A 13,078-nucleotide genomic window follows, 5' to 3' on the forward strand; every position below is an offset into this window, starting at 1 on the left:
GGGAGCATGAAACGTAGTGCACTGTGCATGGCCATTGCGGCCACGTTATTTGCCGGGAGTGTTCTGGCGGACGACTTCGATGCCAACGCCAGGAACGGCGGATCGGCGGTGGTCACTTACCAGAACGATGTCGCGACGCTGGACCCGGCCATTGGCTACGACTGGCAGAACTGGTCGATGATTAAAAGCCTGTTCGACGGCCTGATGGATTACAAGCCGGGCACCACCGAACTGGTGAAAGACCTGGCCGAGGATTACACCATCTCCGACGATGGCACCGTCTATACCTTCACCCTGAAAAAAGGCGTGAAGTTCCACAATGGTCGCGAGCTTAAAGCCAGCGACGTGAAGTATTCGTTCGAGCGAACCGTCAACCCGAAAACCCAAAGCCCGGGGGCGGGTTTCTTCAGCGCCATTGTGGGTTATGAAAGCATGGCGTCAGGCAAGGCCGAGCATCTTGACGGTGTTGTGGTGGTGAACGACTACACAGTCAAGATCACCCTGAAGCAGCCCAACGCCACCTTTTTGCACGTGATGGCGATCAACTTTGCGTCCATCGTGCCCAAGGAAGAGGTGGAGAAGTGGGGCGCCGATTTCGGCAAGCATCCGGTGGGCACCGGTGCCTACAGCCTGGAGGAGTGGAAGCTCGGCCAGAAGATCGTGTTCAAGAAAAACCCCGACTACAACAAGTCGGGGCTACCGCACCTCGACACCATTACCTTCGAAGTGGGTCAGGACCCCATGGTTGCGCTGTTGCGCTTGCAGAAGGGGGAAGTGGACATCGCGGGTGACGGCGTGCCGCCTGCCAAATTCCTCGAATTCAAGAATGACCCCAAGTACAAGAGCCTGATGATTACCGGCGATCAACTGCACACCGGTTACGTCACGCTCAAGACCACCTTGCCGCCGTTCGATAACCTCAAAGTGCGTCAGGCCGTCAACATGGCGATCAACAAGGATCGCATCGTGCGCATCATCAACGGTCGCGCAGTGCCCGCCAATCAGCCGCTGCCACCGGCGATGCCGGGTTACGACAAGGCTTACAAGGGTTATGCCTATGACGTTGAAGCCGCCAAGAAGCTGCTTGCCGAGGCCGGGCATCCCAACGGGTTCGAGACCGAGCTGTATGTGATGAACACTGATCCGCAGCCGCGTATCGCCCAGTCGATCCAGCAGGATCTAGCGAAAGTCGGGATCAAGGCGCAGATCAAATCCCTGGCCCAGGCCAACGTGATTGCCGCTGGCAGCGCCAAGGATCAGGCACCCATGGTCTGGTCCGGCGGCATGGCCTGGATCGCGGACTTCCCGGACCCCTCCAACTTCTACGGACCAATCCTGGGGTGTGACGGTGCGGTCGACGGCGGCTGGAACTGGTCGTTGTATTGCAACAAGACCCTGGACGCCGAAGCCGCCAAGGCCGACAGCATGGCCAAGCCGGAGCAGCAGTCCGAACGCACTGAACTGTGGAAGAAAATCTTTATCGACGTGATGGCCGATGCGCCGTGGGTGCCGATTTTCAACGAACAACGCTTCACCGTGCGCTCATCACGCATGGGGGGCGCGGACATTCTGTATGTCGATCCGGTCCATGTACCGGTGAACTACGACTACATCTGGATCAAGTAAACGCGTGGGTTGGAGCGGCTGGCTCGCGACGATTGTCGCGGGCAAGCCTCGCTCTGACGTGTCTTGGCGAACTAACAAAAACATAGCCCCTTTCGGAGGACATGCCCCATGTGCCAGAACTGCCTGGTCAAGACCATTCACAGTGTCCACAGCCATTTCGGCTGGGACAAGCGCTTCAAACCGGTGGAGACCGTAGCGCCGGGCTCGATGCTGGAATTCAAATGCCTGGATTCGTCCAACGGCTACTTCACGCCGCACTCCACGGTCAACGACGTGGCGACCATGTCGTTCGACCAGATCAACCCCGTCACCGGGCCGATTTTCGTGGAAGGCGCCGAGCCCGGCGACATCCTGAAAATCACCCTCGACAGCTTCAAGCCCAGCGGCTTTGGCTGGACCGCGAATATCCCGGGTTTCGGACTGCTCGCCGACCAGTTCCAGGACCCGGCACTCGCCCTGTGGCATTACGACAAGGATACGCTGGCACCTGCCGCTTTCAGTGACTTCGCCAAGGTGCCGCTCAAACCGTTTGCCGGCACCATCGGCCTGGCGCCCGCCGAAGAGGGCCTGCATTCGGTGGTGCCGCCGCGTCGCGTGGGGGGCAATCTGGACATTCGTGACCTCGCGGCGGGCACCACGCTGTACCTGCCGGTTGAAGTGGCGGGCGCGCTGCTGTCCATCGGCGACACCCACGCCGCCCAGGGCGATGGCGAGGTGTGCGGCACGGCTATCGAAAGCCAGATGGACGTCGTGGTCAAGCTTGACCTGATCAAGTCCACGCCCTTGGCCAGCCCGAGGTTCAGTACGCCCGGCCCGGTGACCAGTCATCTCGACAGCGCAGGCTATGAAGCTTTCACCGGGGTTGGACCTGACCTTATGCAGGCGGCGCGTCAGGCGGTCAGTAATACCATCGACTGGCTGTGCCGCGAACACCGTATGCCCGCTGAACAGGCCTACATGTTGTGCTCGGTGTGCGGCGATTTGCGTATCAGCGAGGTGGTCGACCTGCCCAATTGGGTGGTGTCGTTTTACTTCCCGAAAATCGTGTTCGCATGAGGCATGGCAATGAGTGATCAGCTTTCCCCGGCAGTGCTGTCGGTGCAGCGGTTGAGCATTGATATCGGTCACGGTGCGAACCCGCGTCGGGTGGTCGATGACTTGAGCTTTACGCTGCGTGCCGGGCAGACGGTGTGCATCGCCGGCGAGTCGGGCAGCGGTAAGTCGCTGTCCTCGCTGGCGATCATGGGCCTGCTCCCCAAGGCAGCGAAAGTCCCCAGTGGCGCAATCATCTTTGATAACCGCGACCTGATCACCTTGCCCGAACGGGCGTTGCAGCGGTTGCGCGGCAAGCAGATCGGCATGATATTCCAGGAGCCGATGACCTCCCTCAACCCGCTGATGACGGTGGGCCAGCAGATGGACGAAACCCTGCGTCGTCATGAGCCGCTTGATCGTCAGGCGTCACGCCGCCGGGCTCGGGAGATGCTGGATTCGGTCCGCATGCCCCAGGTGGAAAAACGCTTGACGCAATACCCCCATGAGTTGTCCGGTGGGATGCGTCAGCGGGTGATGATCGCTATGGCCATGCTGTGTCGGCCTCAGGTGTTGATCGCCGATGAGCCAACCACCGCGCTGGATGTGACCATTCAGGCGCAGATCCTCGAACTGATGCGCGAGCTGCAACAGGGCTACGGTACCAGCCTGTTGATGATCACGCATGACATGGGTGTGGTCGCGGAAATGGCCGATGAAGTGGTGGTCATGAATCACGGCCGCACCGAAGAACAGGCGCCGGTGCGTCAACTGTTCACCCAACCCCAGGCCGCTTACACGCGCAAATTGCTGGATGCCGTGCCTGTTCTGGGTTCGGCCGGCAAAGCCGAGGATCTTAGCGAACGAGGCGTCGTGCTGGCGGTGAAAGACCTCAGTGTGCGCTTCCCGCTGCGCATGGGCTGGTTCGAGGAAGTCAGACAGGTTCATGCGGTGGAGAACATCAACTTCGAACTGCGCGAAGGCGAGACGCTGGGATTGGTGGGGGAGAGCGGTTGTGGCAAGTCCAGCACGGGCAAGGCGCTGATGAACATGATCGCGTTCGACGGCAGCGTGAAACTGGCTGGCAAGGAACTCAACGGCCTGCTCGGCGCCGGGTTGCAGGGGGTACGCCGGGATATTCAGATGGTCTTCCAGGACCCGTATGCGGCGCTGAATCCGCGCAAGACGATTTTCGAGCTGGTGGGCGAGCCGTTGTTGATTCATGACAGGTTGCCCCTAGTTCCACGGCTGGCACGGGTGGCCGAGTTGCTGCACCAAGTGGGCATGCCTGCTGACGCCATGGAGCGCTATCCTCACCAGTTCTCCGGTGGGCAGCGGCAACGGATCTGCATCGCCAGGGCTTTGGCGCTCAACCCGAAAGTCATCATCGCTGACGAGTCGGTGTCCGCGCTGGATGTGTCGGTACAGGCCCAGGTGCTGGATCTGCTGGAGAGCCTGCAGAAACAGCATCAGCTGAGCTATCTGTTCATCTCCCACGACATGGCGGTGGTTGAGCGCATTTGCCATCGGGTGGCTGTCATGTTCGGTGGGCAGATCGTCGAAATCGGCCCACGGGATCAGGTGCTGCACAACCCGCAGCACCCCTACACCAAACGCCTGCTCAGCGCGGTGCCATTGCCGGATGTCGACCGCAGGCGGGATTTCAAGGCGCTGCTGCAGGAGCTCGAACAACCCAGCCCGATCAAGCCCAAGGGTTTTGTGATGCCGCCGCAGCAGTTCAAGGGCCTGGGCGGCGGGCATTGGGTGGCCGTTTGATGAGCGTCCCGGGGGTTAGGCAAGGGCGGTTTCACCCTTACAAGTGACGCTACTTCCCGGGAACGGCGCTGGCGCTCTCGACATGCCGGGGCAGCGCGATGGATATCAATGCCGCCAGGGCTACGAACGCGCTGGATATCCACAAACAGGCTTCCAGCCCGAAGGACTGATACACCCATCCGGAAAGGACAGTACCCAGTAACCGACCCAAGGCGTTGGACATGTAGTAAAAGCCCACGTCCAGTGACACGCCGTCTTCCTTGGCGTAGGACACGATCAGGTAGCTGTGCAGTGATGAGTTCACCGCGAACAGCGCGCCGAAGACCATCAAGCCCCCCAGCAAAACCCACTGCGGCGAGAATCCACTGCCAAGCCCGAGGGCTATTGCTGCCGGTATGCCGGCCAGTGCCAGGGCCCAGAGGAACGCGGCGCGGCCGTCAGGCACATGACCATTCTTTTTACCGGTGATGTGGGGCGACAGGGATTGGACAATGCCGTAACCGATGACCCATGCCGCGAGAAATCCGCCGACTTTCCAGAAGCCCCAGCCAAACACGCTGCTCAGGTAAACCGGCAGAGCGACGACAAACCAGACGTCCCGGGCGCCGAACAGAAACATGCGCGCCGCTGACAGAATGTTGATGGCTCGGCTTTTGGACAGAATGTCGCGAAAACGCGGTTTGGCCTTGGCCTTGCCCAGGTCCTTTTTCAGCAGGATCAGGCTGCTGACCCAGATCACCGCCAGCACACCTGCCATGGCCAGCAGGCTGCCCCGGAAACCGATCAACGCCAGCAATGCGCCGCCCAAAAAGAAGCCAACGCCTTTCAGTGCGTTTTTCGAGCCGGTGAGGATGGCGACCCAGCGATAAAGCATGCCTTGGTTGCTGTCGGGCACCAGCAACTTGATCGAGCTTTTGGCGCTCATCTTGTTCAGGTCTTTGGCAATCCCGGACAATGCCTGGGCACCCATTACCCAGACAATGGTCAGCCAGGTCGCAGGCACTGTCAGCATCAACAATGCGCACACCTGCAGGGCCAGTCCGATGTTCATGGTTCGGTTCAGGCCGAGCCGGGCACCCAGGTAGCCACCCACCAGGTTGGTGATGACGCCGAAGATTTCGTAAAACAGGAACAGCGCCGCGATTTCCAGAGGGCTGTAGCCCAGCGAATAAAAGTGCAGAACCACCAGCATGCGCAATGCGCCGTCGGTGAGCGTAAACGCCCAGTAGTTACCCGTGACGAGCAGGTACTGGCGCACTTCCGGGGCGAGGGCTGACAACGCTTTCATGACCGCTCCTCAGACTGCCGCTGCAACCATTCGGGCGAGCTCGACGGTACGGTTGGCGTAACCCCATTCATTGTCATACCAGGCATAGAGTTTCACCTGAGTGCCATTGATGACCATGGTCGAGAGCGCATCGATAATCGACGAGCGAGGGTCGGTGCGGTAGTCGATGGAGACGAGCGGGCGCTCTTCAAAACCGAGAATATCCTTGAGTTCATTCTCGGACGCTGCCTTCAGGAGCGCGTTGACCTCTTCAACCGTGGTCGCCCGTTCCACTTCAAACACGCAGTCGGTCAGCGATGCGTTGGCCAGCGGTACCCGCACGGCATGGCCGTTAAGCCGACCGCGCAGCTCCGGGAAAATTTCTGCGATCGCCGTGGCAGATCCCGTGCTGGTGGGGATCAGGCTCATGCCCGAAGCCCGCGCCCGACGCAGGTCCTTGTGGGGCTGATCCAGTATGCTTTGCGTGTTGGTCAGGTCGTGGATCGTGGTGATGGAGCCGTGACGGATCCCCAGGTTTTCGTGAATGACTTTGACAACCGGCGCCAGGCAGTTCGTGGTGCACGAGGCCGCCGTGACAATGCGGTGTTCGTTGGGATCAAACAACTGATGGTTAACCCCCATGACAATATTAAGGGCGCCTGCTTCCTTCACCGGCGCGCTGACGACAACCCGTTTCACGCCCTGATCCAGATAACCCTGAAGCACGGCAACGGTCTTCATCTTGCCGCTGGCTTCGATAACCAGGTCGCAACCGGACCAATCGGTCTCGGCAATCGCCTTGTTGGCGGTGACTTTGATGCGCTTGCCGTCGATCACAATGCAGTCACCGTCGTCCTGCGCCTCTTTGTGCCAGCGACCGTGTACCGAGTCGAAGTTGATCAGGTGGGCATGGGCCGCTGCGTCCCCTGAGGGATCGTTGATCTGCACAAACTCAAACTCCGGCCAGCCCCATGCCGCCCGCAGTGCCAAGCGACCGATACGTCCAAAACCGTTAATGCCCACTCTGATAGTCATGTCTTCATGCTCTGTCTGGAATCTATAAATGGGTGCCGGTCAAACGACGGCGGTGGCATCGGGGCCTGGACTGCGGCTGATGTTTCCGGGCATTTCGCGGCAGCGTGGTGTTCAACAGCAGGCGGCCACTCGCTCGGGACGATTGCCCATCTGTTCCAGCCGCTTGCAGTCGGGGGTCAGCCAATGTTTGTTGGCGTCCAGCGTCGTACTCAAAACGCCATGCACCCAGTCAGGCAGGTTAGGGTGCAGACGGTAGTAAACCCATTGCCCTTGACGGCGATCAGCGAGCAACCCGCATTCGCGCAGTTGCGCCAGGTTTCTGGAAACTTTCGGCTGGCTTTCGCTTAACGCGCAGGTGAGCTCGCACACACAGAGTTCCTCTTCGCGGGTGATCAACAGCATCATGCGGATGCGATTCTCATCCGCGAGGCATTTGAAAACGGTAGTGGGAGTCAGATGGTCGACCATGGGTTCTCAGTGTTTCTTCGATTTGAGCAGCAGGAACATTTTGATGCGCTCACTGATTTCAGCACGCGCAGCGCGAAATGCATTGGAATGATCGCTGCTGACCGGATCGGCGAAATGCCAGGCGAGTACCTCGCCGGCACCCGGCAACGCCTGGCACTCCTGAGCGGACTTGTCGCACAGCGTAATCACGTAATCGAACTGCTGCCCCTTGAATTCATCAATGGATTTGCTCCGTAGTCCGCTGTGATCCACGTCTATTTCATCCAGGGCCTGTAACGTTCGGGGATCCACCTTCGTCGGCGCGGTGCCAGCGCTGAAAACCTCGTAATTCTCAGGTGCCAATTTGCGCATGAGCGCTTCGGCCAGCTGAGAGCGTGCGGCGTTAGCTACGCAAACAAACAAAACGCGAATCTTCGGAGCCATGATGTGGATCTCTTTATATGTGGTTTTTCGAATATATGATATTTCGCATTGATGTCCAGTTTTTTTCGTGACTGCTTTGTTCTACTGGCCTTTATGACGGTATTGTTACGTATTCATGTCGACGTTATGAATAAACGAACGCAAAAGTTTACAAAACATTCAGGTTTCCATATATTCGTTTTTTCAGATATTTCTGCAGGTTACCAGGTGGCGGTAAAGCCGCTCGGGAGATGTCCTGCCGATAACAACACTGAGCGCGGCAAGCGACGATTTGAAACGCTTGGTGCCCAGGCTCAAGCGGCCGGTGCGTACTGAGCTTTAAGGCTCGTAGTCCTTTTTTACTGATGTTGAGCGAAGTTCATGCTGATTGCCCTTTTGATTTTTCTGGCAACGATCATTCTCGTGATCTGGCAACCCCGTGGTCTGGGAGTAGGCTGGAGCGCTGCGCTTGGTGCCGTTGTTGCGCTGCTGGCAGGCGTCGTGGGCCTTGATGACATCCCGGTGGTCTGGGGGATTGTCTGGAACGCTACGGCGACGTTCATTGCCGTCATCATCATCAGTCTGCTGCTGGATGAAGCGGGTTTCTTTGAATGGGCTGCCTTGCATGTCGCGCGCTGGGGCAGAGGAAGCGGACGTCGCTTGTTCGCCTTCATCATCTTGCTGGGCGCCGCAGTCTCTGCGTTATTCGCCAACGATGGCGCCGCCTTGATCCTCACGCCGATCGTCATTGCAATGTTGACGGCCTTGCGGTTTTCCCCGGCGGCCACCCTGGCGTTCGTTATGGGCGCGGGGTTCATCGCCGATACCGCGAGCCTTCCGCTGGTGGTCTCCAATCTGGTCAATATTGTCTCCGCTGACTATTTCGATCTCGGGTTCGGTGAATACGCCTCGATCATGGTGCCGGTCGATCTGGTCAGCATTGCCGCCACCTTGCTGATGCTGATGTGGTTCTTCCGCAAGGAAATACCGGCAACATACGATGTGAGGGATCTGAAAACCCCCGACGCCGCCATTGTTGACCGTGCCACCTTTAAAGCGGGCTGGTGGGTGCTCGCGCTTCTGTTGGTAGGCTTTTTTGCAGCCGATCCGCTGGGTATTCCCATCAGTGCCGTGGCCGCCGCCTGTGCGCTCGTGCTGTATGTGATTGCCGCACGAGGCCATGCCATTCCGACGACCAGAGTGCTCAAAGGCGCGCCCTGGCAGGTGGTGATTTTTTCCCTGGGCATGTATCTGGTGGTTTACGGGCTGAGCAATGCAGGCCTGACCCATTACGTGACTCAAGTGTTGAATGTCTTTGGCCAATATGGCGTTTGGGGGGCCGCATTCGGCACGGGCTTCCTGACCGCGATGCTGTCTTCGATCATGAACAACATGCCTACCGTTCTGGTGGGGGCGCTGTCGATTCAGGCCAGCCACGTAGACAACGCGGCTCATTTGGCCATGGTCTACGCCAACATCATCGGTTGCGACCTCGGCCCGAAAATCACCCCCATCGGCAGTCTCGCGACGCTGCTCTGGCTGCATGTGCTGGCGCGTAAAGACATTCGGATATCCTGGGGCTACTACTTCCGCGTAGGCATCGTTATCACCCTTCCTGTTTTAACGGCGACCCTGGCTGCCTTGGCGATCAGGCTCAGTATTTGAGTGTGTATGAGGGGCGCCGTTATAGCGCGGCTCCCCGGGAGGCGGGATGGACAAGACTTTACCGAACGTGAACGCCGAGCTGTTCACGGATGATTCGTTGACCGTACCGGGCGTGGTTTCCACATGGACCCACAAGCCCAGGATTCTGTTGCTGTACGGCTCCAATCGAGAGCGCTCGTTCAGTCGGCTGATGGTTGAAGAAGCTGCCCGTTTGCTGGAGCACTTCGGCGCCGAAACCCGAATCTTCAATCCATCGGGATTACCCATGCCGGACGACGCTCCCGACGGCCACGAAAAGGTTCAGGAGCTTCGCGACTTGATGATGTGGTCGGAAGGGCAGGTCTGGTGTTCGCCGGAACGCCACGGCTCGATGAGTGCCGTGTTCAAGGCGCAAATCGACTGGGTGCCGTTGGCGTTGGGCGCGGTGCGACCGACCCAGGGGAAGACGCTTGCCGTCATGCAAGTGTGCGGAGGCTCGCAATCGTTCAACGTGGTCAATCAATTGCGGGTGCTGGGGCGCTGGATGCGGATGTTCACCATCCCCAATCAGTCTTCGGTGCCCAAGGCATTCCTTGAGTTCGACGAAGCAGGCCGGATGAAGCCTTCATCGTTTTACGATCGCCTGATCGATGTCATGGAGGAACTGGTCAAGTTCACCCTGCTGCTGCGCGAACGCTCGGATTTCATGGTGGATCGGTACTCCGAGCGCAAAGAGTCCGCAGAGGAGCTTTCCAGACGGGTCAATCAGCGTTCCATTTAATACCGCACCGAAACCATGGAAGCCCAAATGAGCGAAGTTACGATTTATCACAACCCCCAATGCGGCACGTCTCGCAATACGTTGGCTTTGATTCGTAACAGTGGGGAAGAGCCCGTTGTCATCGAATACCTCAACACGCCGCCTGATCGAGCGACGCTTGTCAGCCTGATCGGTGCAATGAGCATTGCCGTGCGCGACCTGCTCCGCATCAAAGGCACGCCTTACGAAGAGCTGGGTCTGGGCGAGCCCTCACTCACGGATGAGCAACTGATTGACGCGATGATGGCCCATCCTGTCCTGATCAACCGTCCGATTGTCGTGACGCCCCTGGGCACCCGGCTGTGTCGGCCTTCCGAGGTCGTACTGGATATCTTGCCCAATGAACAGCAAGGCCCTTTCATCAAGGAAGACGGACAAGTGATCGTGGACGATCAAGGCCGCAGGGTCTGAAGAAGATTGATGGTTCGCTGGCGAATCAGCAGGTCGGGTGATGCTTCGGGCTTTGAGATACAAAGAACAAGGCCAGCCAGGCGATGGCTGGCCGGATGTGACTGCATTCAGGAATAGCGTCGGCTTTTGAAAGAGACCGTTCGGACATACTCCTCGTTGCGGCCGATCTTGCGGATGTCGGCCGACGCGCCCTTGTAATACGGGATGACATTGCGATCCGTCCACTCGCTGACCATGTCGCCTTGAACCCCGTTGGGGTAGCCAAACTGCATAAAGACCTGACCGGGTTTAATAGACGGCTCCGGGTAGACCATGGCATAGCTCGCGCCGTAATTATTGGCGATTTCAACGATATCTCCTGCTGCTACGCCGAGTTTCTTCGCGTCATCAGGATTCATCTCAACCGGTGCCATGGGGAAGCGTCCTTTGCGGAACACCAGGTATTGATCGTGATAGGCGGTTTGCCAGATGAGATTTGTCCGACCGTTGTTGATCCAGAACGCATATTTTTGCTTCTGGTCTTCCACGACCGAGGGCAGTTTGTTCCAGGGCGAAGCCTGAAAACGTGCTTTCCCATCCGGCGTATCGAATGTGTTGTCGGTGTAGAGCATGGGCGTGCCAATGAGCTTGCCGTCGCGGTACTCCTTGATCGGCAGTTGTACCCCGTTGTTTCCGGCATCCTTGAGCCTGGCGTAGGTCGCCAGATGGCCCGTTGGTCCGCCCTGACTGTCCATTTCCTTCAAATGAGCGCTGCGAAACCCGTCATTGAAAGCGTCTTCCTCTGTTTTCCACTCAAAACCCGCGAAGCGCTCGGCCATTGCAGAGTTGCCGGCTTGCAGGTAACGCTCTTTAAGCCGATTGGCAATATCGGCAGCAATCAGGCAATCGGCTTTCGCGATACCTGGAGGGTCCATGAACCTTTCAGACAGGCGCAAGCGACGCTCGCCATTCATGGAGGTCAGGTTCATCTCGCCGGGATGGGCCGAAGGCAACGCCATATGTGAGGCGGCAGCGAACTTGGTGCGGTAAAGATCAATGGTGACCAGATAAAGTCCCCCTTGATTCTTGACTGCATCATAAATCACATCAATCAGCTCTTCGGTGGTCGCGCCACGCACTTTAGCCATTGCCTGATTGACGATGTCTGCGCGTCTGGAAACCGCTTCCCTGTAAGCATCGGCATTGACCGTCGTCTGAAAAGCGTTACATGCCCATACAGTGAGCATCATCCCACGGCCTTTGATGATTTCCTGATCAATGTAGGGGGCGGGGCGGCCTCCCGGATACGGCGGTCTGGCGTAACCTTCCTGATGCCCACCCATACGGACTACGCCCGTTCCGCGTCGTCCGACGTTATGGGTGGCAAGCACCAGGTTGACGATAGAGGTCTGCGTCCGATAGTTGTCATTACCCCAGATGACACCTTTTTCGTAAGCATGCATCGTACGAGGACGATGGCCTGAGGCCTTCGGCTTGTAAGCCCACTCAGCCGCTTTAACAAGATCAGCGGGAGCAATGCCGGTGATCTGGCTGCATTCCTCAAGTTCAAGCTTATTGGCTGTGACGGCGGTCTGAAAATCTGCGGTGTGCTGGGCGATAAAGTCTTTGTCTATCCAGCCCTGGGCCACGACGTAAGTCAGCAAACCATTGAACAAGGCCGTATCGGTTCCGGGATTGATTGCCAAGTGCAGGACATTGTCTTTGCCCGCAGCGGTTTCGGATATCGCTACCGACGATGTCCTTCGCGGATCGACATAAATGATGCGCGTCTTCTCGATGCTCTCGCCTGGGAACCATTTCTGTTTTTTTTCCAGCGTTGTGCCTTGTAGATTCGGCAACCAATGGGCAAGGAAGTAATTGGTCTGACATTCATAAGGGTTATTGCCAATGGAAATAAGCACGTCCGCCAGCTCGGCATCTTCGTAACTGTTGTTCAACTCCCCGATACCCATGTCCCGCGTGGCATGACATTCAGAGTTATAAGCGGGGCGGTTGTGAATCCTGACCATTTTGGTGCCCAGACCGGTGAACATTAATTTACCGGTCGCCCAGGTGTTTTCGAAGCCTCCGCCTGCGCCGCCATGGTCGAACGCATTAAAGAACAACTGGTCGGCGCCGTCATTGTCGAGTATTCGCTGTGTCAGACCGGCATACAGTTCCAATGCGTGTTCCCAGTTCGACTCAGTCCAGTCACGACCGGAGTACAGCATCGGGTACTTGAGGCGTTGTTGTCCCACTGCGCTGTTTTCGGAATACAAAATACTCGCCATCTGCCCGCCGCGGGTGGAAGAGAGTCCTTGATTAACCGTGCATTCTTTATCGGGAAGGATCATTACGTTATAAGCGTCGCCATTGTTATCCTTGATGGTATTGACCATGGCAGGTGTCATGGTGATCTGCATCGGCGCAAGCTGGCGGGTGAAGTCCAGGTTAAGCGCGTTATCGGCAGCGGCGCGGCCACCCTCCTGATTGGCAGGCCATTTGAAGACCTTGTAGCCGCAACCGACAATGCAAAAGTGACACGTCATGTGGGTCTGTTGCGCGTTCGGGGGCGGAAGAGGGATTCGGTCTGTGAGCGGGCTCATTATTATAATCTC

At 57.9% G+C, this 13,078-nt stretch carries 12 protein-coding genes; 7 read left to right on the forward strand and 5 right to left on the reverse strand.

Features of this window, described 5'->3' with window-relative positions; genetic code table 11:
• Positions 1-6 precede the first annotated feature (6 nt).
• The 3 genes from ACP7B0_RS01185 to ACP7B0_RS01195 all read left to right on the forward strand — a co-directional run bounded on the left by ACP7B0_RS01185 (position 7) and on the right by ACP7B0_RS01195 (position 4,434).
• Positions 7-1,626 carry an ABC transporter substrate-binding protein gene (locus ACP7B0_RS01185; protein WP_426139082.1) on the forward strand — a complete coding sequence of 540 codons (1,620 nt, stop codon included), beginning with the start codon at positions 7-9 and terminating at the stop codon, positions 1,624-1,626.
• 108 nt (positions 1,627-1,734) lie between these two features.
• Positions 1,735-2,682, forward strand: coding sequence for an acetamidase/formamidase family protein (locus tag ACP7B0_RS01190; RefSeq protein WP_426139083.1), 948 nt, complete (start codon positions 1,735-1,737; stop codon positions 2,680-2,682).
• A 9-nt stretch (positions 2,683-2,691) separates the two neighbouring features.
• Entirely contained in the window at positions 2,692-4,434 is a 1,743-nt protein-coding gene (locus ACP7B0_RS01195) for a dipeptide ABC transporter ATP-binding protein (RefSeq protein ID WP_426139085.1), read from the forward strand.
• Positions 4,435-4,483: 49 nt separating this feature from the next.
• On the opposite strand, the gene arsJ is transcribed toward ACP7B0_RS01195, so the two are convergent.
• The 4 genes from arsJ to ACP7B0_RS01215 all read right to left on the reverse strand — a co-directional run bounded on the left by arsJ (position 4,484) and on the right by ACP7B0_RS01215 (position 7,627).
• Positions 4,484-5,722 (reverse strand): organoarsenical effux MFS transporter ArsJ, encoded by a 1,239-nt coding sequence (gene arsJ / locus ACP7B0_RS01200; RefSeq protein WP_426139087.1) that lies wholly within the window; start codon positions 5,720-5,722, stop codon positions 4,484-4,486.
• Between the two features lie 9 nt (positions 5,723-5,731).
• Entirely contained in the window at positions 5,732-6,736 is a 1,005-nt protein-coding gene (locus ACP7B0_RS01205) for an ArsJ-associated glyceraldehyde-3-phosphate dehydrogenase (RefSeq protein ID WP_426139089.1), read from the reverse strand.
• 111 nt (positions 6,737-6,847) lie between these two features.
• Positions 6,848-7,204, reverse strand: a complete 357-nt coding sequence (locus ACP7B0_RS01210) for a metalloregulator ArsR/SmtB family transcription factor (protein ID WP_426139090.1) — start codon at positions 7,202-7,204, stop codon at positions 6,848-6,850.
• 6 nt (positions 7,205-7,210) lie between these two features.
• Positions 7,211-7,627 (reverse strand): arsenate reductase ArsC, encoded by a 417-nt coding sequence (locus ACP7B0_RS01215; protein WP_426139092.1) that lies wholly within the window; start codon positions 7,625-7,627, stop codon positions 7,211-7,213.
• Between the two features lie 51 nt (positions 7,628-7,678).
• Between ACP7B0_RS01215 and ACP7B0_RS01220 the strand changes: the two genes are divergently transcribed.
• The 4 genes from ACP7B0_RS01220 to arsC are packed head-to-tail and all read left to right on the forward strand — an operon-like array spanning position 7,679 to position 10,481.
• Positions 7,679-7,942: a hypothetical protein gene (locus ACP7B0_RS01220; protein WP_426139093.1), complete on the forward strand. Its 264-nt coding sequence runs from the start codon at positions 7,679-7,681 to the stop codon at positions 7,940-7,942.
• A gap of 45 nt (positions 7,943-7,987) precedes the next feature.
• Positions 7,988-9,271 (forward strand): arsenic transporter, encoded by a 1,284-nt coding sequence (locus tag ACP7B0_RS01225; protein ID WP_426139095.1) that lies wholly within the window; start codon positions 7,988-7,990, stop codon positions 9,269-9,271.
• A 46-nt stretch (positions 9,272-9,317) separates the two neighbouring features.
• Positions 9,318-10,031 (forward strand): arsenical resistance protein ArsH, encoded by a 714-nt coding sequence (arsH, locus tag ACP7B0_RS01230; protein WP_426139097.1) that lies wholly within the window; start codon positions 9,318-9,320, stop codon positions 10,029-10,031.
• Positions 10,032-10,058: 27 nt separating this feature from the next.
• Positions 10,059-10,481, forward strand: coding sequence for an arsenate reductase (glutaredoxin) (gene arsC, locus ACP7B0_RS01235; protein WP_426139099.1), 423 nt, complete (start codon positions 10,059-10,061; stop codon positions 10,479-10,481).
• Between the two features lie 107 nt (positions 10,482-10,588).
• Here the strand turns inward: arsC and ACP7B0_RS01240 are convergent, their stop codons facing one another.
• On the reverse strand, positions 10,589-13,066 hold the full coding sequence (locus tag ACP7B0_RS01240) for an arsenate reductase (azurin) large subunit (RefSeq protein ID WP_426139101.1): 2,478 nt from the start codon (positions 13,064-13,066) through the stop codon (positions 10,589-10,591).
• Positions 13,067-13,078: the final 12 nt, after the last annotated feature.

Origin of the sequence: Pseudomonas sp. DWP3-1-2 (genome assembly GCF_049896285.1) — a bacterium.
Taxonomy (GTDB): domain Bacteria; phylum Pseudomonadota; class Gammaproteobacteria; order Pseudomonadales; family Pseudomonadaceae; genus Aquipseudomonas.

What these genes read in the sequence shown, in the direction of transcription:
- ACP7B0_RS01185 (WP_426139082.1), top strand. Translation starts at nt 7, where the DNA reads ATGAAACGTAGTGCACTGTGCATGGCCATTGCGGCCACGTTATTTGCC.
- ACP7B0_RS01190 (WP_426139083.1), top strand. Translation starts at nt 1,735, where the DNA reads ATGTGCCAGAACTGCCTGGTCAAGACCATTCACAGTGTCCACAGCCAT.
- ACP7B0_RS01195 (WP_426139085.1), top strand. Translation starts at nt 2,692, where the DNA reads ATGAGTGATCAGCTTTCCCCGGCAGTGCTGTCGGTGCAGCGGTTGAGC.
- arsJ (WP_426139087.1), bottom strand. Translation starts at nt 5,722, where the DNA reads ATGAAAGCGTTGTCAGCCCTCGCCCCGGAAGTGCGCCAGTACCTGCTC.
- ACP7B0_RS01205 (WP_426139089.1), bottom strand. Translation starts at nt 6,736, where the DNA reads ATGACTATCAGAGTGGGCATTAACGGTTTTGGACGTATCGGTCGCTTG.
- ACP7B0_RS01210 (WP_426139090.1), bottom strand. Translation starts at nt 7,204, where the DNA reads ATGGTCGACCATCTGACTCCCACTACCGTTTTCAAATGCCTCGCGGAT.
- ACP7B0_RS01215 (WP_426139092.1), bottom strand. Translation starts at nt 7,627, where the DNA reads ATGGCTCCGAAGATTCGCGTTTTGTTTGTTTGCGTAGCTAACGCCGCA.
- ACP7B0_RS01220 (WP_426139093.1), top strand. Translation starts at nt 7,679, where the DNA reads ATGTCCAGTTTTTTTCGTGACTGCTTTGTTCTACTGGCCTTTATGACG.
- ACP7B0_RS01225 (WP_426139095.1), top strand. Translation starts at nt 7,988, where the DNA reads ATGCTGATTGCCCTTTTGATTTTTCTGGCAACGATCATTCTCGTGATC.
- arsH (WP_426139097.1), top strand. Translation starts at nt 9,318, where the DNA reads ATGGACAAGACTTTACCGAACGTGAACGCCGAGCTGTTCACGGATGAT.
- arsC (WP_426139099.1), top strand. Translation starts at nt 10,059, where the DNA reads ATGAGCGAAGTTACGATTTATCACAACCCCCAATGCGGCACGTCTCGC.
- ACP7B0_RS01240 (WP_426139101.1), bottom strand. Translation starts at nt 13,066, where the DNA reads ATGAGCCCGCTCACAGACCGAATCCCTCTTCCGCCCCCGAACGCGCAA.